The sequence below is a fragment of the Lacunimicrobium album genome (assembly GCF_052161635.1).
GTDB lineage: Bacteria > Planctomycetota > Planctomycetia > Planctomycetales > Planctomycetaceae > SXPC01.
The window spans coordinates 426,997-451,638 of record NZ_CP197413.1; the positions used below are offsets into that span (position 1 = coordinate 426,997).

Consider the following 24,642-nt stretch of genomic DNA (forward strand, 5'->3'; position numbering starts at 1 on the left):
TTGTATCTCGATTAACGATGTTGGCAATTCCACAAACATGATGCTAACTCATCCGCTCGGCGATCTGGCGTAGCAATTGTTGATTCTTCTCGGCGTAAACCTCTACCAAATTGAGATTTGCATGTCCTAATCCAGCCTGAACACCTTCAGCGCCGAAACTCTTCCGCACCTTTGTCGCGAACGTATGACGTATTTGATGCGGATGCCAGTGCGGAATATTCTCACCCGATTTACGAGCACGTTTGATCGCGTAAGACACCGCTCGCCGATACGAATCGGTGTCGTATCTTGCTCCCCACCGCTTCGTTTTCTCGACTCTCTCCGCGATCCGTCGCTCACGTGACTTCACTTCACTCGGGTAGATTTTCGTCTTGCGCGTCGACGAGGTTTTCATCTGACGAAGTTGATGGCGCTGCCGTTCAGAGTCCGCCGGCGAAAAGAGATAGCCAGTTTCACGGCCTTCAATGAGAGGCAACAGAACCTGTTGACATTGTGGTCCCAGCGCGACGACACGATCATGTCCGCGCCATTTATTTTTGTGCTCATCTGCCCGATAAAACCAGATGTTTTCAGATCGGTCGATATCCTCGAGTCGCATCTGCGTGACCTCGCCTGGCCTCATGCCAGTCAACAATTGCAGTTGGATCATTGCTGATACCACTGGCGACGCATATTCAGCGGTTTTCAGCGCGACGACATCATCCACTGGTTTAACCGGCTCTGACTCTCGCGCGTCCGTTCGACCGTACTTAAGTCCGTCAACTGATTGAAGAGCGTGATATTGCTCACCGCCAATCAACTCTTCCGACGCTGCCCATTTGAAGATCCGAACGACCCGGCCAACTCGTTTGTTGACTTCGTTTCGACAAAGCTTCGTGGACACCAGGTAGCTTCGGAATTCTTTGAGCACCTTAGGGCCGAAGGTGGACGCCAAGAGAACACCGTGGCGTGCTGAAAGCGTCTTCACGATGTCCCGCATCGCGCCAAGCTCTTTGGTCGCAACACCATTTTTTGAATAATACGTCTTAGCGTATCTCAAGTACCGGACCAGCATCTCATCGACGAGCAGACTGCTTGTTGAACTGACTGGCAACGACAGGGGGGCTGAGCCTGGTTGAGTTGCTTGTGACCTGCTCCAATCAGAGATCAACAGATGGTACTTCTGACGGCTCTCATCGGAGTTGTGCGAACCCAGATAATGATCTTTGCCAGCGATGGTGACAACGGCCTGACCAGTAGCACGGTGCAGGCGATACGACGGGACGGCTCCCGATTTACGAGGCATGCGACGGACCTTTCTCGGGATAATCCGGTAGTAAAACCGAATAATCCGGTAGTGGATGCCGCGCAGCTGTGGGACAGCCGGTAACCTAAAGCTAGGATTCAGCAGATGTTATGGAAATGCACTCGATAGGATTCGAACCTATAACCCTCGGTTCCGAAGACCGATGCTCTATCCAATTGAGCTACGAGTGCTTAAGTCTTGCAGTTTAGGAATTTACGTTGATAACGTAAATATATCACGCGTACGTTTTGCAACGTTTCGAGTAGGCAATTGATTGCTGTGCTCTTCCGTGCAGCTGTTTTTCGGCTTGACGGATTTTGCGGTCATGTTGTTAAGGGGACGTCGTCAACGGGAGTCCATTCTACTCGAAATCTTGGTGAGGCTGCAACTAATCTGGGGAGCAAACCATGCTCTGATTTTTGCTTATTCTAGTGCTGAACGGGCATTCGTGTGAAAAGAGTGGATGGATAGGCAAGGGAACTCCAATTGGAGATACACGGCTGCGGGCCAGGAAGCCTGCAGGGGATTGATACAAGATTGTTTTCGTAGCAGGTTGTAGAGCTGGGTGACAGATGCCGCTTTTGGGGTTTTCGGGGCGTGTATTTCAGATTTGAATCCGCTTTGACGGGTATCAAAATCACTCTCAGTGCAATAAAAAAGGCCACTTACGACAAGCGTAAATGGCCTTTTTCAGTGGAGACGAAGGGGATGGGAATCAGCGATAATAATTTTGTGTCTTAAGTCGTGCGTTGTTAGACACTTAGGTGACTGGAACGCCATACACGTCCGGTGAGAGAAGAGCACTTATCGGACTACGAATCGGACGGTAATTCGGACTAATTCTTCTGAAGCTGACGCTCAACGCTGTTGAGCATCGGTCTTCGGAACCGAGGGGGATGCCTGAGTGTCCGGCATGCCTGAAGTTTCAATTGTCTCTTCGCTATCATGGCCAAGCCGAGCGATGTCGGACGATTGCCCCGGTTTGTCTTCCTCTCTCTGTTGTTCTAGGTTTGCGGTTGTCAGCGTATCCCCGGACGGGGGGCGTTCATACACCTTGCGCCCGAATTTGAAAAACAGTGCAGGCGTGACCAACTGGTCGAGAATGGTCGAGGTCAGCATTCCGCCAAACACCACGAGCGCCAGAGGGTACAAAATCTCCTTGCCGGTTTGTCCCGCTCCAAACAGCAATGGCAGCAGGCCAATGAAGCTGGTCATAGCCGTCATCATCACCGGTGCCAGTCTTTCGAGGCTGCCTCGCACGATCATGGCCTCGGAAAACGTTTCGCCTTCATATTTCATCAGGTGAATGTAATGGGAAATCATCATGATCCCGTTGCGGCTGACGACGCCGATCAGTGTGATGAAGCCAACCCAATGGGCGACCGACAGGCTCGTCGCGCTCACCCATATGCGCGGCCATTCCCACCACGGGGCTGCGGCCAATGTCGCCCACTCGGGGCGGTTCACCAGAAGCAGCGTGACGACCGAACCAAACGCGGCCAGCGGGATGTTGACCAGCACCTGAAGTGCGGCACGCCAGGATTCCAACGCTTTGCACAGCAATAAGAAAACACCCACGACACTCAGTGAGCCAAGTAGCATCAAGCGGCGGTTGGCTTCCTGCTGCGCTTCAAATTGGCCGCTGTATTCTACGTAGTAGCTGCCGGGAAGCTTACGCAGGCCGTCTTCGACCGGCTGAAGTGCTGTCTTTATGTCGGAGACCACACTGGCCAGGTCGCGACCCTGAACGTTGCAGAAGACGACCAATCTGCGTTGCACATGCTCGCGGTTCAATGTGTTCGGGCCAGTGGTGTCGAGGATTTCAGCGACCTGCCCGAGAGCCACGCTGCGTCCTGAAGGAGTCTCCAGGATGGTCTCGTTGATGGTCGCGGGATCATTTCGCGATGCCTCGTCGAACCAGACGACTAGGCCGAAATAACGATCTTCGTCGAGAACCTGAGAGACAACGCGTCCCTTGTAGGCGGTTTCCAGCAGTTGTGCGACATCGCCGGGAGCCAGTCCGTAACGAGCGGCCTCCTCACGTTTGACCTTGAGGCGGACCTGCGAGATTTCGACCTGTGGTTCGATTTGCAAATCGACGACACCGGGCACAGTTTGCATTTTCTCCTGTGCGTCATAAGCGGCCGTGCGCAGCTCGCGCAGGTCCTGACCAAAAATCTTCACGGCAATTTGAGCGCGAATCCCTGACATCATATGGTCAAGTCGGTGCGAGATCGGCTGTCCGATGTTAACGGCCGCGCCGGGAATGTTGGAGATGCGATCACGGACATCAGAGATCACTTCTTCACGAGGACGGCCCACCGAGTCAAAACTCCATAGATGCGCGATGGGAACTAAGCGTAGCGCCGCGTATCCCCAGCCCGGTTTTTCAATAGAATGTTCCGCCAGGCGGACATCAATTTCTGACGAGTTGACCCCTTCGGCGTGTTCATCCAGTTCGGCACGGCCTGTTCGACGGGAAACGGAAAGAACCTCTGGCACAACGAGAATCAGCCGCTCGGCACGAGCCGCCACCCGTTGACTCTCGGCAAGGCTTGTACCAGGCTCCATTCGTAGGCTGATGGTCAAGGTGCCTTCGTTGAACGGAGGCAGAAACTCACCTCCCATCCAGAAAATGCTGGCACAGGAGATCGTCACCATGACTGCCACAGTTGCCAGGACCAGCGTCGCATGCTGCAGCGTGAACCGAAGTACCTTTTCAGTGATTTGCTTGAGCCATCTCAGGAGCAACGGGTCGGCTCTCTGGTCAAGCAACCGCGCCCGTGGCAGCAGCATCGAACCAAAGACAGGCGTAAATGTGAGCGATACGACCAGCGAGCAAAGAAGTGAGATGATGTAGGCAATTCCCAAGGGCGCGAACATCCGGCCTTCCAGTCCCGCCATTGAGAACAGCGGAAACATCACGAGAATGACAATGACCGTGGCATAGACAATGGAATTACGCACTTCGGTCGAGGCGTCATAGATGACGTCCAAAGCCGGGCGTTGTTGCTCGACCGGAAGGTGACGGTTTTCCTTCAGACGACGGTAAATGTTCTCGATGTCGACGATCGAATCATCCACGAGATCTCCAATGGCGACCGCAATGCCACCCAGTGTCATCGTATTGATGGAAATGCCCAACCAGTGGAACACGAGAATGGTGAGCAGAATCGATAGAGGCATTGAGGTCAGCGAACTCAGGCTCGTCCGAAAGTTGCCCATCAATAGAAACAAGACAACGACGACCCAGATCGCGCCATCGCGAACGGCCTCGATGACATTCTCGACAGCCGTCTCGATAAAATCCGCCTGTTTGAAGATGTTCCTCTCGATGACCACATCGGGCGGCAATTCCTTCTGCAACGAATCGAGCACCTCCTCAATTCGCTCGTCAAGAACCAGCGTGTTGGCATTGGGCTGCTTTTGCACGGTCATAATGACGGCAGGACCGCCGCTGAGTTTCAACGGGTGGTCATGAAACTCGGTCGAGTCGTCCTGTTGATGGTGGTCCTGAGTACCATGAGCTCTGGGGTGGCTATCATCAGGGGACGAAGACTGATGGTCATGTGAAGGGGTTTCGCTGATGGCCGCATTCACATCGGGATCGATTTTCGCCCATGCGCTGCCGTCGCCGCGCTTGATCGGACCGCCAAATCGGATTTCGGCCACGTCCCGTATCCGCACAGGAACGGGATTGCGCCAGACAACAGGAGTGTCTTGGATTTCTTCGAGCGTCAGGCTTTGGCCGCTGATCCGCAGCAGCGATTCCTTGGTATCGCGAACCATCACGCCGCCACCGGCGATGACGTTCGCTTTGCGTGCCGCTTCTGTCAGTTGCTGGAGTGTCACGTTATGGGCGGCCAGACGGGCGGGTGATGTGAGGATTTGGTATTGCTTGAGGACTCCTCCCATCACCGTGACTTGCGAGACGCCCTCGACGGCCAGCAAGCGATTGCGAAGCGCGAACTCTCCCAAAGTCCGCAGTTCCATCGCTTTGGCGGCTTTTTCTTCGTCAGTTTTTGTCTCGGCGGTGGATCGCAGGCCGAGCAGCATGATTTCGCCCATGATAGACGAGATGGGGGCCATGACCGGGTTGCTGTCGGCGGGCAGTCGTTCGCGGGCCAGTTGCAGTTTTTCCGCGACGATTTGTCGGTCACGATAAATGTCCGTCCCCCAGTCGAATTCGACCCAGACAATCGACAAGCCGATTCCCGATGCGGACCGCACTCGCTGCACTCCCGTCGCGCCGTTGAGCAGATATTCGATGGGCCGCGTCACCAAGACTTCGACTTCTTCGGGCGCCAGCCCTGGCGTTTCGGTCATGATCGTGACGGTCGGGCGGTTCAAGTCCGGAAAAACGTCGACGGGCATCTCACGCAGTTGCACAGCGCCTGCGATGCTGATTACCAGTGCGGCAATCAGCACAAGGGCACGATTCTTGAGTGAAAAGGAAATGATTCCATTGAGCATGGCGTTCATCCTTATCTCAGAGCGGCAAAAGCGGTTTGCAATTGGGACACGCCGCCGACTGCGATTCGATCATCCACGGATAAGCCGTCCGTTACTTCAATGAAACGGTCATCCGCGCGTCCCGTCCGCACAAGTCGTCGATCAAAACTGCCATCGCCGTTTTGAATGAATACAAAGCTCCGAAGGCCGTCGTTCACCACGGCACTGCTCGGGACAGCAAGTGTCGGAGCGGGTTGGCCCGTCGTCAGATGGACGCGGGTAAGCATGTTGTGTTGCAGGCGAAATTCTTCAGGCGGTTGCAACGTGATCCAGGCGGCTTGTGTTCGGCTTTCCGCACCAAGGACTGGCCCCACACGCTCTACGGTCCCTGTCAGTTCCACATCCGGCTTTGACACAAGCCGAATGCGGGCGGACTGCCCAACCTGCAAACGTGACGTATCCTGCTCACTGACATACGCCTGGATTCGTGCTTGTGACAGGTTGTGAATCTCGAACAAAGACTCGTCGGCGCGGATAACCTGCCCCAACACCTGATCGAACTCGACCACGACTCCGTCGATGGGCGCTCGGACCGGCAGCGTCTCGACAATTTGTCTTGTCTCCACAATGTCGCGAACCTGTGCCGCGGAAAGCCCGAGGCTGCGAAGTTTCTGCTGGAGATTGAGATACTGCGTATAAAGCGTCTTGACTCGTCCTTGCGTTTCCAGCACCGTCCGCTTGGAGACGGCTTCCTTGGCACCTTGGAGACGATTTAAGAGGTTTTCCCAGAGCTCATGGTCGAGATGCGCCTTGATTAGTTGCAGTTGGAGGTCCTGTAATTCCAAACTGACGATGTCCGCCAGGATGTCGCCCGACTTAACCTCCTGACCGCGGCCGACTCGGATCGCGTGAATACTGCCCTGCAATTGAGAGGAGGCTGTTGTTCGTCGTTGAGGAGGAATATCGACCGCTCCGTCAACGGCGAGGATCTGTTCAACGCTGTGCCTGGAGACGCTTTCGACCGAAAGGCCAATGCTGCGGGCCGTCTGGGGACTGAGCCTCAAGACCCCCAGGAGAAACAGACTCGACAATTCATGGCCGCCGCGAGTCACAACCCGGTCGCCGGGATAGACATCTCCCGCGACAAGCTGCGCCAGTTCCAATGTTTGTCGGCCCACCACGACTGGTTTCTTGCGGTATTCAGAACTTTCTTTCGTCGAGGCTTCTTCGACGAACACATATCGCTCGGCTCCGTCACTGAAAACAGACGAAGTTGGTACGACTGCCCCTTCGGGACGATTCATGGCTTGAAACCTGGCCTGCCCGGTCATCCCAGGCAGGAGGCGAAACGGCGACTTGGAATTATTAATGGTCGCCCAAGCCGTCGCTTGGTGAGTCAGAGGATCAAGCATGGACCCGACCGTGTCGATTCGAGCCTCAATTTCAAGCCCCGGCGCCGCGTTAAAGACAAGACGTACCGATTGGTCGACTTGAACTCGATGGAGATCGCTCTCCAGGACGCCAATCCTGGCCCAGACTTTCGATGTGTCCACAATTTCGAATAGGTGTTCGGTCGGTTCAACGAACTTGCCGACCGCGATATCCGCATGGACGACCACTCCTGAAATCGGGCTGATGATTTTCAGACGCGGCGAATTGGCAGCAGGATCTTCGCTGAAAGCAAGTCTGGCTTCTTCCACTTGCAATCCGGCGGCCTTGGCCCGCAAAACTTCAAGCGTGTTTTGGTTGAGCTGATGGGTGTTTTCAGCCTCCGCCAGTTGGTTGCCGGGGACTGCCCCCACTAGTGCCGCCGGCGTCACGGATGCCAGGAGTTTTTGCGAGAGCTCCAGATCGTTGACGGCCTGCTGATAGTCGAGTTGTAAGGTTTGCAGGTCGAGGCTATCAATCTCGGCAAGCACTTGCCCCTGTTTAACAACATCGCCCGGACGAACATGCAACGTGACAACTTTGCCGGACAATCGCGACGCGACGAAGGCATGATGCGTCCAAGGAGCAACGATGGTTGCATAGGCACGCACGCCCGCGTCAACCTGTCCCGTTCGCACCTCCACTGTGCGGACATCCAACACGTCACGCGCAGATCGGCTGAGCGTCAAGTGTCCGGCTTTCAGATCGATCTGCACGCCTTTGGTAGGAAGTGGCTGATGCCCTTCATGCCCATACGCAGCCGTTGTGATCATCAAGATGACCAGAACAACCAGGCATTGAGGCTTGAGAGAAACGGAGAGGCACATGGCTAGTGCTCCTTATGATGGGTTGATGCGGAATCTGATTCATGGTTCAAAACATAGGGCACTGTGAGCACATCACCGTTTCGCTGGAATTGCCCCCATGCCTTATAGAGTCCTGATTGCGCGAAATGTGCAGCGAACTTGACGACACCGTCCGGTGCCGAGGTGGCATCGCCCGTAGGATGTGCGTGAACGTACTCGCGACCGTCGGCACTGATGATGACCAAATGGCCCATCGCCCCCAGATACGGCTGCAGATCGGTCACCGCCGCGCCATCAGCATCCAGCAGTTGGAAACTCATGACGGTCTCAGGCTTCGACGCCTGGATATCAACGCGGGCCTTGATGGAGCCGACGACCACTTCGTTTGACACGTTCGCGACCAGCTTCTGGGGCGGTGAGGTCGGGCCAGCAACCGTGATTTCCCCAGTTGCCAGAGTCTGCTGTTGACCTTTGGGTTGGAAGTCGACGAACAGCCGGTAGTTTCCCGACTTGGGAAATTCGTAGGAAACCGACATGCTGCCGGAGCTGTTCACTTCCGGATGAAGGTGGGCAAATTCATCCAGGCCTTCTCGCACGACGATGAGATGGACGAGCTTTTCGTGGATCACGTCAAACGACGTGACGCGGGTGCCATCTTGGCTTTGAATGTGCCCTTTGAGCGTGATGGGTTCCCCAGCTTTCGGTGTCGTCGGTTCTGTTTCCAGCGTGAGCTTCCACTTCTTCTGCTCGGACGAGTGGTGCTCATGCTTTGCGTGGCCTGCGTGCGCATCGACCGGTTGATTCGCACTTGTTTTCGCTGGAGTGGGTACCTCTGGCTTTCCACAACCAACCGTTAATAGAAGTAATCCTGCTGCACACCAAATCACTCGCATGATGAATGCCTTTTCCAATGAGGTTTTATTAAATGCACGACGTTATTTTGTGGTTGATTTCGACCGTTGTTTTTCAGGCGTGCTGACAAACTGAATCATGACTTGCCGGTCGTTGCCCTTTTGAGATTCCCAGCAGACGACAGCGAACTCACTCGTCGGATGCGACGCCACCACAGGATCGCGAGCTTTTGAGGCTAACTCGCGCGGCGAGCCAGCTTTTCCCATTTGCAGCGATAAGGAGCCTTCGCGACCTTGCGTCCAGACCATGAGGGGACCGGCTGCTGACCATGCCGCCCACGGCTGTTGTCCCGGTCCGAGACGTTGTTCGGACGATCCATCGGTAAAGGTCGCGAACACGTGGCCTTCTCGACGCCAAATCGTGACCAGTCCCTCGTTACCATCCGACGCCAACATCCCGCCATCCATCGGGCAGGCGTCCAGTTTCCACGAGGCTTTCCCCAGTTGTCTCGCGCGGGCAAACGACTTCTCATCGTGGCTCGTGGCCAGAAACATGTTCCGATTTCCGCCGAGCGAATTGCGGAACAAAACTGCCGTTGCGCCTTTCGGACCTGCAACTACGGAAGGGTGACAGCACTCGCACACGCTGCCGTCTGGCGAACGGTAGACGCGGACGTTTGGCTTCCAGGTTTGTCCATCGTCCTCGCTATTGGCCATGTAGACTTCGGTCTTCCCGCTACGAAGATCGAGCCATACGCAGGAAACGTCGCCATTCGCCGACACGGACATGCCGTGCAGACCTTCGCGAGCCGCATCCGCACTGTCGTTCACTCGGATTGGCTGCGACCACGACGCTCCATCATCGGTGGAGCGCCAGGCCAGCAAATCACCGTCCTTGCCGCCGCCCTGAGTACCGCCAATCGCCGTGACAATCACTGCCGTCTTCGTTCGCACCACTCGCGGGCCACGCCTCATGCCAGAGGCCAGATTACGGCACGGCATGGAGGCCGTAGCTGCTTTGAAGGTCTCCCCGCGATCATGCGAAGTGTGCAGCCGAATCTCATCACCGACGCTGAAGACGACATCGACTGTTCCATCTGGCCCCACAAATGCCTGGGGCTGCTTGGGTGCTTTCGCGCCATTGCCTTCGGCCAGCAATCGCGGAGCCGATTCGCCGTAAGTTGTGGCCGTTGACGACCACAACAACATCATGCACACGCAGATCGAGCGAGCATTCATGGTTTCAGCTCCAGTGAGGTAAGTGTCGAGGAATAAACCAGTTCGATAGAGCCTTACTTCTTAAGTACGGGACGTTGGCCTTGCTTGTCCTCGTCGTGATGGGCGGCCTTCGCGTTAGCTTTTTTGATCTCTTCCACCTTTGCCAACGTCTCTTGAACATGAGCGTGAGCCGAAGCCTCACACCCCTTGCAGCAAAGGAAAACAGGTTTCCCCTCAAGCATCAGCTTGACAGGCGTGCCCATTGAACCCAGGCGGCTCCCTTCCGCGACTGCACAGAATAATTGCGATTCTGCAAGTGGTTGATCCGCCGCAGGAAGCTTCGCCAGGGATGCAGTGGCCCGCTTGAGCTTCTGGGCCTTAGCCAACGTTTCCTTGCCCTTCTCCGCAGCTTCGTCCTGACAGCCCTCGCAGCACAGGAAAACCGGCTTGCCTTCAATCATGGCTTTAACCGGCGTCCCCATCGCCCCGAGACGAACAGTGTCCATCACGGGGCAATATCGCTGCGCATCGGCCTGTGAACGGTCAGTCTTGGGTAGCTCTGCCAGCGCGGCTTCGATCTTGGCCGTCGCCTGCTTCGGATCATGACCGTCGTTATGGTTATGACCAAGTTTGTCCTGGGACAAAGCTGGGACAACGAACAGACAAGCCACGAACAGCACGCTCGCGCTGACCACTGCTGGTAATAGACGATTCACATTCATGATGTTTCTCCATTCTTCGTTGCTGAAGACCACTGAGTGGCAGCGGCGCTGTGGCCACTTGGAAATCACCCAATAGTCAGAATTCTTCGGAGGGGCCAGTACGGCAACGTGCACGAGCCTACTGTATAGCCTCTGCCATCACTTTGGATTTCAACTCGGCCACCTTGGCCAGCGTTGCATCCGGATTGGATTGCGCCTTCGTGTTGCATCCTTTACAGCACACGAAGACAGGTTGGTCGTTGATGATGAGCTTGATTGGCGGACCCATCGAACCGAGCGGTTCCTCGCTGACCGCACAATAGCCTTGCGCCTCAGCAAGCAACCGGTCTTCGCTGCTGAGCTTCGCGAGACTGGCTGCTTGTTCGCCACTCACATCGTGATTTCCGTATTCGGTTTGAGCTGACTTCGCCGGACTCTCATTTTGAGCCGAGCCGCAGCCCGACAAGGACATCAGGGCAACCCCAAAACAGATGCCAAGAACGGCGAGCAAAGTTGATTTCATAGACTGACTCCAGAAGAGGTTTGATTCGTTGTGGATTGGTGGAAGGTGCTTAGGTTAAGAGAACACTACTTGGCTTTGACGTAATCGCCGGGAGGTTGAATCTCATCCGGGGATTGTTTTGCCATCTTGACGAACTCATCGACGCATGGCGGGCAACAGAACTCGTAAGGCTTGCCACCCACGATCCAGGTAAACTGGGGGTTGGCCTTTGTTTCGGTCACCGGGCAAATCTTGTCCCCTGGCTGGGGGAACATGTCGTGCGAGGATTTCAGGCCTTTGAACTTGAGTGATGCCGTGACATTCCCGTTGGCCTGGATATCGGCTTCGGTGTAGATTCCGCCTGGCGTCAGATAGAGAGCCCGCTCCTCGGCATCTGCCACTTTGTCCGGCATCCCGGTATCGTGGTCGCTGTCGTTCGATTTGAACCCCAGTCGAAATCGTTCTCCTGAAATCACGAGATTGGGAATCGTGATGTCCAGGGATCGGTCCGCCAATCCTTCTGGTAAGGTGCCCACAAATTGAGACGTTCGACTTTCCGCGTCGCCGTCTTGCGGCTTAGGCACGAGCGTAAATGGAACGGCGTTCGTGTCACCTTCGGCCTTCGCGAAGGCCTTGAGGGATTGCTTCTCCACGTCGATGACGCGCGATTCGTCTTTACCAAGCATGTAGATGCGGAGGATGCCGCCTCTCTCAAACACAGCTTCCGCGTGGTAACTGTCGCGACCGAGCGAAATCATGATTCCGCCGTGAGCACCTGGTTTATGTCCGTGTTCGGCTTCCGTGGCATTTGGCGAAGACGCCGCTGGGACGACCGGGGCTGGCGGGGCCGATGTCGTTGATTGAGATTCTTGAGTCACTTCAGGCTTACTTTGATCTGTGCAGCCTTGCATCATCCACAAGCCAGCCACGGCGAGCCCGGCCAGCAAGAAAGTCTGGTAGAATTTCATGTTCCAAGTCCTTGTCATTTGAGGGGCGTAATAAGATTTGCGTTGATATGGATGCGCCTGGGCCTCTGCACAGACGGTGCGCACGATCGGTTAGCACATTTTCGTGGAGGTCGCGACGCAACACCTCAGCCGAGGTGGCTCAATGCAGGGCATCAGTTTCGCGACACGGCGGATCAAAAACGGCGGATCTAAGAGGTTCAGCAACGAGCATGTACCGGCGTTGCCGGAGCGGGCTCAAGTTGCAAGAACGCGGGCGTTTAGCAGCGCCAAGAGCAGAGTGCGATGCGCGTACTCCGTCCCGATCGAGGCGGGGGCGGTGATGTCGCAGCGAGAAGAGCCCATTCGTGGGCATCGGAAGCCACTGGTGTCAGGGGGACTATCCAGTCCATATTCACATGGTCCGCCCACGAGCGAAACTGACCTACGATGGCGGACCGTTCGGGTGGGAGACTTTTGCACGCTTTCGACACGCATTTGCAAGAATGCTCGGGAGCATGCTGCTCCTCGGAGACAAAGCTGACCGGATCAGGCGTTTGTTGAACTCGACTGGAGCGAGTGACCAAGCCACCACAACAGGCCGGAGCGGCTTCATCCAGACAGTGTCCACCACTGCTTGACGTTCTCACCATCCCCACCAAACGCGACATTGCACAACAGCACGGGTTGGTCCCCGTCGCCATCAGCAGCATGTACGCAGTGAGAAGAGATCGGAACATAGCAGCGACAAACAAGAGTTTGGTACTCAGACAAACAACCTCCGTCGGTTGTATTAAAATCTTGGCTGAGTGTTTTGACTACTGGAAAAGTATCGCACTTGGCTGTGGAAAATCAATTGCAGTTGCATCGTTACCGAGCGTTTCTGGTATTTCGGAGCTGCCCGGAACGACTATACGAGCCGGTGCGGCAGAAGAATTCACTGGCATCTGGGTTGATGCCCACCGGGGGTCATTTCTCAGACGGAGAAAAATCTCGATTTTTTCCTTGACTCCGTACCATGGTACGGAGCCTAGAATCGTCCAATGAGGATCAGTCATGAAGTCATTCACCATCAGTCATCTTGCCAAAGCCGCCAATGTGGGTGTCGAAACGGTGCGTTTCTACGAGCGCAAGGGTTTGCTTCAAACGCCGGAACGAAAACATTCCGCGTATCGCCAATACGACGGGAATGCCGTTGATCGGCTGAAATTTATACGCCGCGCACAGCAGGTCGGTTTCACACTCAAGGAAATCGAGGACCTGCTTGGGCTGCGGGACGACCCGGACGCCAGGCGGGCCGACGTGCGCGAGCGAGCGAAGAACAAGATTACTGAAATCCATGCAAAAGTACGTGACCTGCTTGCGATGCGGGAATCGCTGACAAACCTCCTCAATTCATGTGAAGGAGACGGTCCGGCATCGGCATGTCCCATCATCACGACACTTCAAGATCACGATAAAACAATTTCAAAGGAATAAAGTCATGAAAACGCTCAAACTGAAAACCAACCTGCGTTGCGCTGCCTGCGTGAAGTCGATCCAGCCTCTCTTCGACGCCGAACCTGGCATTGAGCGATGGGACGCCGATGTGTCCACCCCGGACAAGGTGCTTACCGTGCAGGGGGTCGAGGTGACTGCAGCCCGTGTGGGCGAACTGTTGCGGCAGAAGGGATATGAGGTCGCGGGCGAAGTGTCTGCGGACACCCCGGCTCCGAGTGCAGGGACACAACCTGCAGACGAGCCAAAGACCAGCTACTATCCGCTGGTGCTGATTCTTTTGTATCTGCTCGGAGCAGTCGGGTTGGCCGAGGTGGCGGCTGGTGGATTGGATACGGAGCGTGCCATGCGGAACTTCATGGCCGGGTTCTTCCTGGTCTTCAGCTTTTTTAAGTTGCTCGATGTGCCCGCGTTCGCCATGTCTTACAGCAGCTACGACATTCTCGCCCGGCGGTGGCTCGGGTACGGGTACGTCTATCCGTTCGTTGAACTCGCACTCGGTGCGGCATACCTGGCTAACTTCCAACCCGCGTTTACGAACACCGCGACGCTGGTCGTCATGGGAGTCAGCACGGTGGGGGTGGTGCAAAGCCTGCTCGCCCGGCGGAAAATCCGCTGTGCCTGCTTGGGGGCCGTGTTCAACCTGCCAATGAGCTACGTCACGCTCACCGAAGACCTGCTGATGGCCGGCATGGCTGCGGCGATGTTGGCCATGATCGCTGGCACTAAATAAAGTGCCAGCGGCAGTATACGGATCAACCTGCTTGTTTGTGTGCCAACGGTTGTATGCGGATTAACCTATTTCACACTGAGTTGTTGCATATCCACTTCACGCCGACGAGCAGTCTTGGCTGAATGCGATCGAGTGCTGGTTCGCAGAGACAAGTAATAAGCGACTCAAGCGGGGCGTCTCCCGCAGCGTCAAAGAACTGGTTGAGGCCATCGAGGAATTTGTCACATTTCATAACGAAAACCCCAAAGACTGCCGCTGGCATCAGTCCGCAGAGGCGATCCTAGGGAAGGTCCAACGCGGCAAAGCCGCGTTGGATAAGTGCTTTTCCGCGTAAGACACTACAATAGGCCAATCACTCATCTTCTTTATTCGTCTTTGGTCGCCCCCATATTTGCACATCTTACCTCATAGCCTTGTTCTGAGGAGCTTCGTGATGCATCGAAGTTCCTTCACAACGACGTTCTGCTCGTCTTCCCAATGCTTTTGAGAGTGGCGGTGATCTCTCGACTGCTGATCGCTGGAGCGGAGGAAAAATCAATGAGATGGCTGTATCTCAATAACGGGCGGTAAGCAAATATCAAACCTCTGCACCTCGCGCAGGTTATTGCTGCCGTTAAACAATTCGCCAGTTAAGGAATTCAAATCATGTCTGTGTGTATTCAAACCAAGTTACTTATTGCGTTAACTATAGTTGGATTTTCAGCCAACCTTGCTGAAGCCCAGTTCGATACAAATGCTGCCCGAAAAGCGCAAACGAAGATGCAACAGCAACATTCCCGTTCGGGATCGATCGGCGGAGGCTATCGACCTTTGTCAGCATGGACCTATCAGCAAAATGCTTATTCACATGCACGAGCACTCAATAAGTATGGCCAGAATCGAAATGACCTTCCCGTCGAAATTGCTCGGGAGCATTTACTTGGCATCCAGCAAAATGTGACTGCAACGAAGACAGAAATTGCAAAGCTCGGATCTGATGTTGCTGGTGAGGCTGGATTAAAGGAGCATATCGAAAAACTCCAGAATTTATTGACTGATTGCGAAAAGTCTTGTGAGATGATGGGGAAGACGATGAAAGATGACCGTGTCGATGAAAAGTTAATGTGCGAACACTGTTCTGTAGTTGAAACTAAGCTTCAAGCGTTTGAGAACGAACACCTGTCAATGATGAAAAAGCTTGGAATCGAACTACCGTCAACCAAGTCTGGACATGAACAACATTCTGGACAAGCAAAGCCATAATCGCGGTACTCGCGTGGATACTGCCATTCAGCATACAACCATAACATGTATTTCTGTTGCGTCGAAATACTACTGCCCCCGTCGCCGAATGGAGACGCGGGCTTTTTGCGTTTTGGAACTCGATGTGTGTTAGAACCCGTCCACAAACCCTTAAAATGCTGTACAGAATCGGTTGGCATGGATTGTGCCTGTGAGGTGGTCTGGCGGTTGGAATCGCCATTCACACTCGCACTTTTGGGAAGGAACCTTCATGCCAAGACGATCCCTGTACCGGGGATCCAGGACGGAACCGCAAACTCGTTTTCTCAACGACGAACAATGGAATCTGATCGCCGATTTGTTTCTCGATAATGAGATGACGCGCCGTGGCGGGCGGCCTCCGGTTCCCAATCGGGCCTGCTTTGAAGGGGCGTTGTGGGTGCTGAAGACGGGAGCCCAGTGGAGGATGCTGCCACGCCAGGAATATCCCTCCAAGTCGGTCGTGCATGGCCGCTTCAAGCTCTGGGTCGAAGCGGGGCTGATCAAAAAAGCCTGGCGGAGACTGCTCAAGACCAAGGCCAAACTCGGCCAGCTCGATTTGACAATACTCATCGGAGACGGGACATTCGCCCCGGCAAAAAAGGGGGCCAACACGTTGGCAACACCAAAATCGGCAGAGGCAGCAAGGTCATGCTGCTGACTGATGGTCACGGCACGCCGCTCTCGATTCATGTCGACAGCGCCAGTCCGCACGAGGTCAAGCTGATTGAAATCCTTGTGATGACGATGCTGGTCTTGGCGCGACGCCGAACCAAGCTCATCTATGACAAAGCCGCAGACAGCGATCCCCTTCGCCGCCGGCTGAGCAACGGCTATGGCCTGACGCTGATCGCCCCCTACCGCAAGCACAAAGGCATGCCACGCAAGCGACTCACCGAGCGCCAACGCAAGCTGTACCGGCACCGCTACAAAATCGAACGTACTAATGCCTGGATGAAGTGGTACAGGCGTTTGCAAGTTCGACAAGAATACCATAGTCATCTTTACAAAGGCTTCTGGATGCTGGGCTTCGTGTTCACTATGCTCAAGGCGTTTTAGGACAGGTTCTAATACTCGATTTGGAGGACCAGAAGTATCTCTATCTATGGCTGGCACGAGACAGGCGGTGATCGCCAAAGACCCAGGTTGCTCGCGATGCGACCGGCATGCGAGTACGCAAGCCAGCTGTTGCAACATTATGAGTGCGATTCCCCCTCAACTCTTGCAGGACACGTTTACCTCAAATCCGTTCGTCGAACTCGCACTCAGAGCGGCATACCTGGCCAATTTTCAGCCCGTGGTGACGAACGCCGCGACGCTGGCCCTCATGGGAGTCAACACCGTGGGAGTCGTGCAAAGCCATCTTGCTGCGACGATGCTGCTCATGAGTGCTCACTGACTGCTCATAAGAGCAGTAGACCAGTGGGATCAAAAAGTTGTGAAGCAAGTCGGTTCGAAGTCGGACGATTGACAAATCGGGTCAAGTCGCCGGTTTACACGATTATCCTGATTGTAACGGCTTGCGGATCACTCACGACCTTTTCGCCCTGCGCAGGGCATCCGGGAAGCGCTCGTCACGTCGGCAGCTTCAATGACCGAGGTCGTTATTGAGGTGGCAGGCACCCGTGAGCATCATCCCAGTCAGGTGGAGGCGGTTGAATTGAGCAGGAGGCCAAGTTCAGTGCGAGCCGTCGCCAAACCTGGCATAATAAGATCAGGTACAATCCCCGGGTCGGGAAAGAGGATTGCCCCTTTTGGGCCAGAAGGACATTAGCCGACTTAAGTGCCTCTGGGGACTGGCCGAGATCAGTCAACGCGGCAGGCTTCAAAAAGAAGCCAGTCCCAATTCGCTCTGGTGCCGGCTGCCCCACATGCGTGCCAGTTCGGAAAACGCCATCAATAAAACGAGCTATCCTATGCACTGCGACTGCGTCTCGTTATCGGAACGAAGGCCAAAATCATGATTGCCCTCGATTTGCCGCCGAATCCCCGTTTCCCACCCCCTCCTCCCGGCGATAAAGACTTCAATTGGCGTCTTGTCACCCCGCACGTGCTGCACGCGAGCGGTTGATAGACCGAATGTTGAATCGACGTCCGAAAACTGTCCGAGAATCCTTAGCATACATTTATAAAACTCTGTAAAATATGTAAATCGTGGCGACCGATGGCCGCTTCAATTCATACCTGCAAGACTCTTTTGCACCAACGACTTCCGTCGATAACTAGCATTTTCTCAAGCGAAACGTGGTTTGGCCTTCGGAACCGAGGGCAGGACAACGCTACCAAATCTCAAAGACCATCGGCAGGATATGAGCATCATGCAGATCCGCGCCGGTATGGACAAGCGCTGCGAGCGCGAGGAACCAGAATGCATCCATGATGTTCTTCCGCATAACGCCAGGAAACATCGTGAAGGTTTCCGGTTCCTGATACTGGGTCACACGAGGCCAGAATGTGGAAGTCTTCCGTTGGTATGCCAGAAAGTCTGAAGAATGTGCCGCCACAAGACGCTCTTCCTCGCAGCGAATAATCTGAGGGTAGTAGCAGGCAAAAAAGGACAACATTAATAGTGGAATTGTGAGGGTCCCGGAACACAGGCCGATGCCGAGCATGCCTATCGCACTGAAAAAATACAGCGGATTCCGGCACATCGAATAAGGTCCAGTCTTAATCAGAACTTTCGTCTTGTATCCCGAGATGAACAGGTTGCACCACGTTCGCCCCAGCATTCCAATTGAGGCCAGACAAATTCCCGCAAGAAACAGAATTTCTCTGAAAATGCTGTGAGGTGGCCATTGACTGCCGCTGACGAGTAACAAAGACGCAACAGTGAAACCAAAGAATATAGTGAGAGGTCGACGACGGCGTTCGATTGAGGTTCGACCGAGTGGAAGAGCCGTCGCAAATGAGAGGTTCGTCGATTCCAATGTCGTCATAAGGCACCTTTGTAATGGAAAGGAAATGGATGGACCCTATTTACTATAAAACTCGTAGTTCGGTGCAGAAAGTTTCTATTGCGTGGGATTCAGACAACACCTGATCCGTTTACTTACCGTAAGGCTGATCTGAGATTTCGTGCAAACGAGTGCCTATTTCATAAGGTTCGAAATCCCGGGCAGGAATTTCGAAGGTCCGCAAGACATTCGCCGACCATTGAGGCCATGGAGACCAACTGCTTCGGGAAGAAGCCAGCGCATCCAAGGGAATCCAAATGGACCACACCGCCACCGACAATGCCGGTAGAAAGAGATGCGTCCGCTCCCATAAAGGATGAGCAGAATGTGGATTCTGGGATTCTCCTCGGCCTAGCAAACGCCGTCCTCGTAAAGCGATGATGCTCGCACTCTGCCCGAAGAATAAGATCGCTTTGTCCTTTTCCTCGGAGAGCCCCTGCTCTTCATGGCGGACAATCAGCTTGATCTGGTCTGGAGGAAGTTGTAGCAGAAATTCTGGAATCACAAGGTGAGGAGAATGCCATTGAAAGCAGAAAGGACTTCCCAGTTGTCGGCTGACTAGGAGGCGTACGAAGCGATTTGCCCGGTGAGAGTCCCGATGACACGAAGCATCATCGATTAGATCGAGCACGGCTCTTTCATTTTCATTCGCCTGCCGGCAGGTCTTCAAAAATCGAAAGGCTCGCTTCCATTCCCGGATGATGAGGAGAACGGTAAAAGACAAGCCAACACTCCAGATCACCAAAACAATCTCCCCTGCAATCGTTTCGATCACCACGACCTGTTCAACAACACGAGGGGATAGTTGTCGCCAGGGAGTTGGAACACGTAAGTGCGGCAGGACCAACCCAGCTATAGTCATGAAAAGGATCAGCAGGCAGCAAGTGTTCCACAGTCGGCATTGCAGGCGAGGTGTTTCCACAATTCGGCAGATGAGTGAAGTGATACCGACGAGAATGGCTACCTGTATCGAAACCGAAATCATGAATTCCAAAAACTGAGCAGACGTCATTTCCGTCCCTCCAGTTTGGCTATGGCATTTTTGATTTCAGCCAGATCGGTCCGTGAAATTTCATCATCTTGAATGAGATTGAGAACCAGGCATTTTACCGAACGCCGGGACAGAAACTGTTTCAGTTGTCCGAGAAGGGTCTGACAAGCTTCTTCTCTGGAAATACATGGTTCATACACGAAAGCACGCCCGACTTTGACTTTATGGACGGCTTGGCGCTTGATCTCCAAAGTCTTGAGTACAGTCATCACTGTCGTGTAGGCGAGTGGTCGTGAGAGCGCATCGCACACTTCCTGCACGGTCGCTCGTCTGCGATCCCAGACCACGTCCATGATTTCCAGTTCACCTCGCGTCAAATGCACCATGATGGAATCCTGATCTTTCTCCGAACCGTATGCAGTTACTCGTGGCGACGAGCAATTTGTTGATAGACGGCTTTGTCGATTTTGTCCGCAATTCCCAGTACATGACCGTCGCCAAAAAGAAACGCACTGACTCCAGCATGACGGCTTCCAAACTCGCACTCATCGCATTGCCGACAATTGGGCCCCTCAAAAGAACTCCCTGCCACCCGGCATTCGGCATCTTCGTCCAGACTGTCGAAACCAAGCCAGGACGCCGGGAAAATTCCTACCGACCGTTCTCCTACGATGATGGTATTACTCAACCCACGCGTCAGTTCGGAAAACCGGACCGGCCTGGAATTGATAAACGTGCCGTCCCCAGGAGGAACCGGATGAATTTCATCAGGCTCTGATGTTCCGTAGACGCCGACATAGTTTGCGACAGGAAAAATGAGAGATAATCCGCCGGGTCCTGATTCGTACAGATCGAACGTCAACGGGGCAACGTCCGACGGGCAGCGAAATAACGTGAGTGACGTTGTTCGACTCTCTTCCAGTGGAGAATATCCCGAGCAAAGTACTTGGTCGGAAACGTCAAGCAAGTTCTGTTGGTCGATATAGGGAAAAAGTCGAACAGCCCATCCAGAGGCTGATCGGCCTGTCGTGTCATATTGCCACGCTGCCGGAAGACAAGAATGAACATCGTGATAATTGTGACAGGCCATTCCGATCTGTCGAAGATGATTCGTACATTCCAGACGGCGTGCAGACTCCCGGGTCAACATAATCGCAGGCAACAGTAGAGCCATCAGGAGGGAAACAATTCCGCTCACGACCATCAATTCAAGAATGGTCAGGCCACATCTTGTCAATGTGGTCGAACCGCCACGGCAGAGCGGGAACCTTTTGATAATGGAATCCTTTCCTGTGAGACTGACTTAGGCCGCACTCATCGACCTCCATCCCGTTACTCGACACTGAAATACTAGATTCATAGGATTCGTGTCAAGAGAATCCTTCGTCTGCTGACAAAGGCACAACACACGATGTCAAGTAATACGACTTTCGTTAACGTGGTGCGCAATTCAGAGAGCCTTCGAATATGCTTTTCAAAAAGCAATTCTCGTTCAGCGTAGAACATTGATACCCAGATACCGATTATTATTTCTTGGCCGACGAAAAATGCTGGCTCGGAAGATCTGGCAGCCTTCTGTTCAAACAAACTCCCTCACCTCACGCGCCCAAACAACTAATGGCAGGCAAGTATTACCGTATTCGGGTTGTATCGTTTCCTGCCTGTTCTCAAGGTGCAAATCTCAATTGTTATTTCCGCACGATGCAGAAACTGTCAATTCAGAACGCGGCTTTATCGCAATTCTGGAGGTACAAATCGAAACTACGAAGCAACCTCGAATAACGGAGCATCTTTGCAATTGTTGTTTGAATATGCGTTGCTTTCCAAACTGGCCGGATTCCACTATGTGCAGAAGTAAAACGCATTAAGTTCAAAGACTTAGTTTTGTGTCATCCGCCTTCGGAACCAAGGGCCGACGCTGACAGCTCCGAAGACAGCAGTGCTATAAAAAAGTTATGAGTTATGACTGTGAAATGCTACGACTGCTCTGAATATCCCATGGCTTTGGCTCAGCGATAATTTGCCGTGAATGAGATTGGCGAGTTCATCACAGAAAGTTAGGCCGAGGCCGCCATTTTGGCCGTTCCTGATTCGATTTGCGTCAGATTGGAAGAAGCGTTGTTTAAGTTGCGATAAATCAGATGGGGCGATTACGGCTGAAGGGTTTGTCAGCTCGATTGTGACTTCACCCGATTGCAGGTGAGTTCTGATCGCGATTGCGTCTGGCGCAGTAGAGTATGTGATCGCATTTGCCAACAGGTTTCGAATGATCAGTGTAAGCGAAGGCTTGTCCGTGTTGATCATGATCCCTGTTGCGAGCTGCCATTTGATCGATGAATCGACCTGATACCCGCTGGCGATTTCGTGGAGCAGTTTGTTCAAGTCAATCAATTCAGGATTAATGACCAGCTTATAAGCATCGAGTCTGGACAAAAGAAGGATACGTTCGATAAGGGACTGAAGCTGATTTAGAATCTCTGTCGATTGGCTAATCGTTGTCTGGTATTCCGCAGTTGAACGTGGACGCGACGCTGCGACTTCCAAAGTTGCCATCAGCCCGGCGAGAGGTGTGCGGAGTTCGTGCGAGATGTTTGCTGTTGTCGTCCGTTCTCTATCGAAGGCTTCTTCCAACTGAACGATGAATTCATTGAGTCGATGAACGACCGGAATGAGTTCCGAAGGGCAGTCGGTGATATCGATACGCTGCTGGAGATCACGCGGGTGAAGCTGATTGATTTGTGCTGAAAGCTGGTTAAGCGGGTGGATCATCATGGTCGTCAGCGGCCAGATCAAAAGCGTTGCTGCAACAACTGCCAGCGATGACACGAGGAAGACCTGACGTGTCGCGAGGTTGATCACGTTGTGAATTTCAGAGAGGGGAGCAGCGACTTGGAGATAAATCCGCGATGCGGCGGCTTGGGAATGCGTTGCATCAGGGCAGACTGTTCATCTCGATGATTATCATCGTCTTCGTCCTCATGCTCGTGCCCACCTTCGAGGTGGGGGATGAACGAAAGCAGCAGATACCGTCCCAGAGAGCCATCGGAGAGAAGTGCGTCGCCTGTTTGAGAACCATCGCCGATCAATTGAGGGCGTTTCTCGTCCGCCATCGAAACTGGCAAACTGGACTGTGTCAGAATTTTGCCGTTAGAATCCCTGGCACGAAAAATAATTGGCGGGCCATCGCCAATGCCTTCCCATTCAATGTGGGGTTTCTCATCATGGCTTTCGAACGCGGTGGTCAGGCTTTGACCGGCGGAATCCAAATGGGTGTCGAGCTGCTTCAGCAATGACTGCTTAAGAAGCAGCATCATGGCGACACCAGCAGCGACCAGGAAGACCGCAGTCAATCCCGCTGTTCCCAGCATGACTCGCCAACGGAGTGAGTGAATCATGTCTGGCATTCCAGTACATAGCCAAATCCACGTCGCGTGTGGATCAATCGCTGGCCACCATGGGCTTCTAATTTGCGTCGCAGGTAGCCGATGTAAACATCGACAACGTTGCTCGTGGAATCATCATTTTCATCGTAAATGTGATTCCAAATATCGATTCGTGAAACGACCTGCCCTGCGCGTAGAGCAAGAAGTTCCAACAAGGCAAATTCCTTCGCCGTGAGTTCGATCTGCTGTCCTGCTCTCATGGCGGATTTGGCAGCCAGATCAATCGTCATATCATCAAAACGAAGCGTCGACGAATTGACCTGATAACGGCGTCGTATCATTGCGCGCACACGGGCTGCGAGTTCTGCGAGCGTGAATGGTTTAATGAGATAATCATCTGCACCGGAATCAAGCCCCTCGACACGGTCCTGTGTCGTGTCTTTCGCTGTCAACATGATGATGGGAACTCGATTACCCTCGTGTCTTAGTTGTTTCAGGATTTCGATACCAGAGAGCTGTGGTAACATCCAATCCAGGATGATGCAGTCAAAATCGGCCGTGCGTGCAGCGAAGAGTCCGTCGGCACCGTTATTAGCCGACTCGACAATGTAGCCGGACTCTCTCTCAACGCCTGAGAAATCGCGTCAAGTAATGGTCGATAGTCTTCGACAATAAGCAGTTTCATCGGCGAACAGTTCAGAAATGGAAATGGTCAGCAAAATTGTGACGGGTGTGAAGTAGTTTTTCATGAAATGAAACGGGTAACACAAAACTTTGCGCTACCCGCGACTTTGAATTTAATCACTGATTATTCTTACTGATCTTCATTTTCTTGCTTCTTACCTTCATGATGCGCTTCTTTTTTGCCTTCCTTGTGCTCGCCTTCATGATGATCATCTTCGTCGTCTAGCTCAAGTTCGACTTTTCGCCCCTTCGCGTCAAACAACCACTCGACTTCTTTGCCATCGGCATCATTTTCGAGTTCATAAAGAGTGATGGTGATCCTTTCGACTTCTTCGGGAACCTTTTTGCCTGAAAGCTTGGCGATCACTTTTCGAACAGCTTCAGGTAGTGATTTGAAGGGCACTATTTTCTCAACGGCAGTGGCTTCAATATCCTGTTCTTCTTTGCTCTCGTGCTCTTCTTCGTCGTCATCGACTTCATGTTCTTATCATCTTCTTTGTCTTTTTTCGACTCGGACTTTTCGTGTTTTACTTTCTTGGCGTGACCTTCTTCTTTCTCTTCTTCGTCGTCCTCGTCTTCTTCATGAGAGCCGAGTTCGATTTCCATGCAGACGAGTTCGCCATTCTCTGTGTAAGAAAGCTCTACCGTCCCCCCTTTGACTTCCACTTCGACTTCATAAACCGCTTTCTCGTCTTCGATTTCCTTTTTATCAGACTCGATCTCTCCTTTGAGTGCAAGCTTTTTGAAAGCCGTTTCGACCTTTTTAGGCAGCTCGATTTTTTTCGAAGGCTTTTCTTCGCCAGCGAATGTCGCCTGGGTCATTGCAGACAAAAGGGCCAGCGAAAAGATCAGAGTGGCCAGCGAACGCGAGGATGGTGACAGAAGCATTATGCTCGTTCTCCTTATAGAAAAATGGCTGATGGCATGGGGCATTTCCGCCAGACAAGGAGATA

The 24,642-nt window shown here is 53.4% G+C and carries 23 protein-coding genes and 1 tRNA gene; 6 read left to right on the forward strand and 18 right to left on the reverse strand.

Annotated features, from left to right (window positions below; all coding sequences use genetic code 11):
• Positions 1-43: 43 nt before the first annotated feature.
• The 9 genes from SH248x_RS01710 to SH248x_RS01750 all read right to left on the reverse strand — a co-directional run bounded on the left by SH248x_RS01710 (position 44) and on the right by SH248x_RS01750 (position 12,211).
• Positions 44-1,285, reverse strand: a complete 1,242-nt coding sequence (locus tag SH248x_RS01710) for a tyrosine-type recombinase/integrase (RefSeq protein ID WP_459556785.1) — start codon at positions 1,283-1,285, stop codon at positions 44-46.
• Between the two features lie 117 nt (positions 1,286-1,402).
• A tRNA-Arg gene (locus SH248x_RS01715) sits at positions 1,403-1,476 on the reverse strand.
• A 667-nt stretch (positions 1,477-2,143) separates the two neighbouring features.
• Entirely contained in the window at positions 2,144-5,767 is a 3,624-nt protein-coding gene (locus SH248x_RS01720; protein ID WP_459556786.1) for an efflux RND transporter permease subunit, read from the reverse strand.
• 2 nt (positions 5,768-5,769) lie between these two features.
• Positions 5,770-7,992: an efflux RND transporter periplasmic adaptor subunit gene (locus SH248x_RS01725; RefSeq protein WP_459556787.1), complete on the reverse strand. Its 2,223-nt coding sequence runs from the start codon at positions 7,990-7,992 to the stop codon at positions 5,770-5,772.
• Between the two features lie 2 nt (positions 7,993-7,994).
• Positions 7,995-8,882, reverse strand: a complete 888-nt coding sequence (locus SH248x_RS01730) for a hypothetical protein (RefSeq protein WP_459556788.1) — start codon at positions 8,880-8,882, stop codon at positions 7,995-7,997.
• 24 nt (positions 8,883-8,906) lie between these two features.
• Complete coding sequence (locus tag SH248x_RS01735) at positions 8,907-10,061, reverse strand: sialidase family protein (RefSeq protein WP_459556789.1); 1,155 nt, start codon at positions 10,059-10,061, stop codon at positions 8,907-8,909.
• Positions 10,062-10,114: 53 nt separating this feature from the next.
• Positions 10,115-10,762, reverse strand: coding sequence for a hypothetical protein (locus tag SH248x_RS01740; RefSeq protein ID WP_459556790.1), 648 nt, complete (start codon positions 10,760-10,762; stop codon positions 10,115-10,117).
• Positions 10,763-10,880: 118 nt separating this feature from the next.
• Positions 10,881-11,264 carry a hypothetical protein gene (locus SH248x_RS01745; RefSeq protein ID WP_459556791.1) on the reverse strand — a complete coding sequence of 128 codons (384 nt, stop codon included), beginning with the start codon at positions 11,262-11,264 and terminating at the stop codon, positions 10,881-10,883.
• A 65-nt stretch (positions 11,265-11,329) separates the two neighbouring features.
• Positions 11,330-12,211 carry a hypothetical protein gene (locus SH248x_RS01750; protein WP_459556792.1) on the reverse strand — a complete coding sequence of 294 codons (882 nt, stop codon included), beginning with the start codon at positions 12,209-12,211 and terminating at the stop codon, positions 11,330-11,332.
• A 1,032-nt stretch (positions 12,212-13,243) separates the two neighbouring features.
• Here SH248x_RS01750 and SH248x_RS01755 point away from each other — a divergent pair.
• The 6 genes from SH248x_RS01755 to SH248x_RS01780 all read left to right on the forward strand — a co-directional run bounded on the left by SH248x_RS01755 (position 13,244) and on the right by SH248x_RS01780 (position 17,076).
• On the forward strand, positions 13,244-13,666 hold the full coding sequence (locus SH248x_RS01755) for a MerR family transcriptional regulator (RefSeq protein WP_459556793.1): 423 nt from the start codon (positions 13,244-13,246) through the stop codon (positions 13,664-13,666).
• Between the two features lie 4 nt (positions 13,667-13,670).
• Positions 13,671-14,417, forward strand: coding sequence for a heavy-metal-associated domain-containing protein (locus tag SH248x_RS01760; RefSeq protein ID WP_459556794.1), 747 nt, complete (start codon positions 13,671-13,673; stop codon positions 14,415-14,417).
• Between the two features lie 645 nt (positions 14,418-15,062).
• The gene (locus SH248x_RS01765; protein WP_459556795.1) at positions 15,063-15,659 is read left to right on the forward strand and encodes a hypothetical protein; all 597 of its coding nucleotides are present in this window, start codon (positions 15,063-15,065) and stop codon (positions 15,657-15,659) included.
• A gap of 250 nt (positions 15,660-15,909) precedes the next feature.
• Complete coding sequence (locus SH248x_RS01770; protein WP_459556796.1) at positions 15,910-16,338, forward strand: transposase; 429 nt, start codon at positions 15,910-15,912, stop codon at positions 16,336-16,338.
• The gene (locus SH248x_RS01775; protein ID WP_459556797.1) at positions 16,329-16,736 is read left to right on the forward strand and encodes a transposase; all 408 of its coding nucleotides are present in this window, start codon (positions 16,329-16,331) and stop codon (positions 16,734-16,736) included. The genes SH248x_RS01770 and SH248x_RS01775 overlap by 10 nt, the downstream gene beginning before the upstream one ends.
• Before the next feature lie 46 nt (positions 16,737-16,782).
• Complete coding sequence (locus SH248x_RS01780; protein ID WP_459556798.1) at positions 16,783-17,076, forward strand: hypothetical protein; 294 nt, start codon at positions 16,783-16,785, stop codon at positions 17,074-17,076.
• 880 nt (positions 17,077-17,956) lie between these two features.
• Here the strand turns inward: SH248x_RS01780 and SH248x_RS01785 are convergent.
• The 9 genes from SH248x_RS01785 to SH248x_RS01825 all read right to left on the reverse strand — a co-directional run bounded on the left by SH248x_RS01785 (position 17,957) and on the right by SH248x_RS01825 (position 24,577).
• The gene (locus SH248x_RS01785) at positions 17,957-18,496 is read right to left on the reverse strand and encodes a methyltransferase family protein (RefSeq protein ID WP_459556799.1); all 540 of its coding nucleotides are present in this window, start codon (positions 18,494-18,496) and stop codon (positions 17,957-17,959) included.
• A gap of 226 nt (positions 18,497-18,722) precedes the next feature.
• On the reverse strand, positions 18,723-19,643 hold the full coding sequence (locus SH248x_RS01790; protein ID WP_459556801.1) for a hypothetical protein: 921 nt from the start codon (positions 19,641-19,643) through the stop codon (positions 18,723-18,725).
• A complete protein-coding gene (locus SH248x_RS01795; protein ID WP_459556802.1) occupies positions 19,640-20,008 on the reverse strand; it encodes a BlaI/MecI/CopY family transcriptional regulator in 369 nt (122 codons plus the stop codon). Before SH248x_RS01795 ends, SH248x_RS01790 begins: the two co-directional genes overlap by 4 nt.
• Positions 20,009-20,043: 35 nt before the next feature.
• Positions 20,044-20,826, reverse strand: coding sequence for a DUF1559 domain-containing protein (locus tag SH248x_RS01800; RefSeq protein WP_459558566.1), 783 nt, complete (start codon positions 20,824-20,826; stop codon positions 20,044-20,046).
• A gap of 749 nt (positions 20,827-21,575) precedes the next feature.
• Positions 21,576-22,481, reverse strand: coding sequence for a sensor histidine kinase (locus SH248x_RS01805; protein ID WP_459556803.1), 906 nt, complete (start codon positions 22,479-22,481; stop codon positions 21,576-21,578).
• The gene (locus SH248x_RS01810; protein ID WP_459556804.1) at positions 22,478-23,017 is read right to left on the reverse strand and encodes a hypothetical protein; all 540 of its coding nucleotides are present in this window, start codon (positions 23,015-23,017) and stop codon (positions 22,478-22,480) included. Before SH248x_RS01810 ends, SH248x_RS01805 begins: the two co-directional genes overlap by 4 nt.
• A complete protein-coding gene (locus tag SH248x_RS01815) occupies positions 23,014-23,613 on the reverse strand; it encodes a response regulator transcription factor (protein WP_459558567.1) in 600 nt (199 codons plus the stop codon). Before SH248x_RS01815 ends, SH248x_RS01810 begins: the two co-directional genes overlap by 4 nt.
• A 206-nt stretch (positions 23,614-23,819) precedes the next feature.
• The gene (locus SH248x_RS01820) at positions 23,820-24,092 is read right to left on the reverse strand and encodes a hypothetical protein (RefSeq protein ID WP_459556805.1); all 273 of its coding nucleotides are present in this window, start codon (positions 24,090-24,092) and stop codon (positions 23,820-23,822) included.
• Positions 24,092-24,577, reverse strand: coding sequence for a hypothetical protein (locus SH248x_RS01825; protein WP_459556806.1), 486 nt, complete (start codon positions 24,575-24,577; stop codon positions 24,092-24,094). Before SH248x_RS01825 ends, SH248x_RS01820 begins: the two co-directional genes overlap by 1 nt.
• Between the last annotated feature and the right edge of the window lie 65 nt (positions 24,578-24,642).

Bases quoted from the DNA above. Each gene is read 5' to 3' on its own strand.
- SH248x_RS01755 (WP_459556793.1), top strand. From the start codon at position 13,244: ATGAAGTCATTCACCATCAGTCATCTTGCCAAAGCCGCCAATGTGGGT.
- SH248x_RS01750 (WP_459556792.1), bottom strand. From the start codon at position 12,211: ATGAAATTCTACCAGACTTTCTTGCTGGCCGGGCTCGCCGTGGCTGGC.
- SH248x_RS01770 (WP_459556796.1), top strand. From the start codon at position 15,910: ATGCCAAGACGATCCCTGTACCGGGGATCCAGGACGGAACCGCAAACT.
- SH248x_RS01795 (WP_459556802.1), bottom strand. From the start codon at position 20,008: ATGGTGCATTTGACGCGAGGTGAACTGGAAATCATGGACGTGGTCTGG.
- SH248x_RS01800 (WP_459558566.1), bottom strand. From the start codon at position 20,826: ATGGTCGTGAGCGGAATTGTTTCCCTCCTGATGGCTCTACTGTTGCCT.
- SH248x_RS01740 (WP_459556790.1), bottom strand. From the start codon at position 10,762: ATGAATGTGAATCGTCTATTACCAGCAGTGGTCAGCGCGAGCGTGCTG.
- SH248x_RS01765 (WP_459556795.1), top strand. From the start codon at position 15,063: ATGTCTGTGTGTATTCAAACCAAGTTACTTATTGCGTTAACTATAGTT.
- SH248x_RS01760 (WP_459556794.1), top strand. From the start codon at position 13,671: ATGAAAACGCTCAAACTGAAAACCAACCTGCGTTGCGCTGCCTGCGTG.
- SH248x_RS01790 (WP_459556801.1), bottom strand. From the start codon at position 19,643: ATGACGTCTGCTCAGTTTTTGGAATTCATGATTTCGGTTTCGATACAG.
- SH248x_RS01720 (WP_459556786.1), bottom strand. From the start codon at position 5,767: ATGAACGCCATGCTCAATGGAATCATTTCCTTTTCACTCAAGAATCGT.
- SH248x_RS01775 (WP_459556797.1), top strand. From the start codon at position 16,329: ATGCTGCTGACTGATGGTCACGGCACGCCGCTCTCGATTCATGTCGAC.
- SH248x_RS01810 (WP_459556804.1), bottom strand. From the start codon at position 23,017: ATGATTCACTCACTCCGTTGGCGAGTCATGCTGGGAACAGCGGGATTG.
- SH248x_RS01710 (WP_459556785.1), bottom strand. From the start codon at position 1,285: ATGCCTCGTAAATCGGGAGCCGTCCCGTCGTATCGCCTGCACCGTGCT.
- SH248x_RS01745 (WP_459556791.1), bottom strand. From the start codon at position 11,264: ATGAAATCAACTTTGCTCGCCGTTCTTGGCATCTGTTTTGGGGTTGCC.
- SH248x_RS01735 (WP_459556789.1), bottom strand. From the start codon at position 10,061: ATGAATGCTCGCTCGATCTGCGTGTGCATGATGTTGTTGTGGTCGTCA.
- SH248x_RS01725 (WP_459556787.1), bottom strand. From the start codon at position 7,992: ATGTGCCTCTCCGTTTCTCTCAAGCCTCAATGCCTGGTTGTTCTGGTC.
- SH248x_RS01825 (WP_459556806.1), bottom strand. From the start codon at position 24,577: ATGCTTCTGTCACCATCCTCGCGTTCGCTGGCCACTCTGATCTTTTCG.
- SH248x_RS01780 (WP_459556798.1), top strand. From the start codon at position 16,783: ATGGCTGGCACGAGACAGGCGGTGATCGCCAAAGACCCAGGTTGCTCG.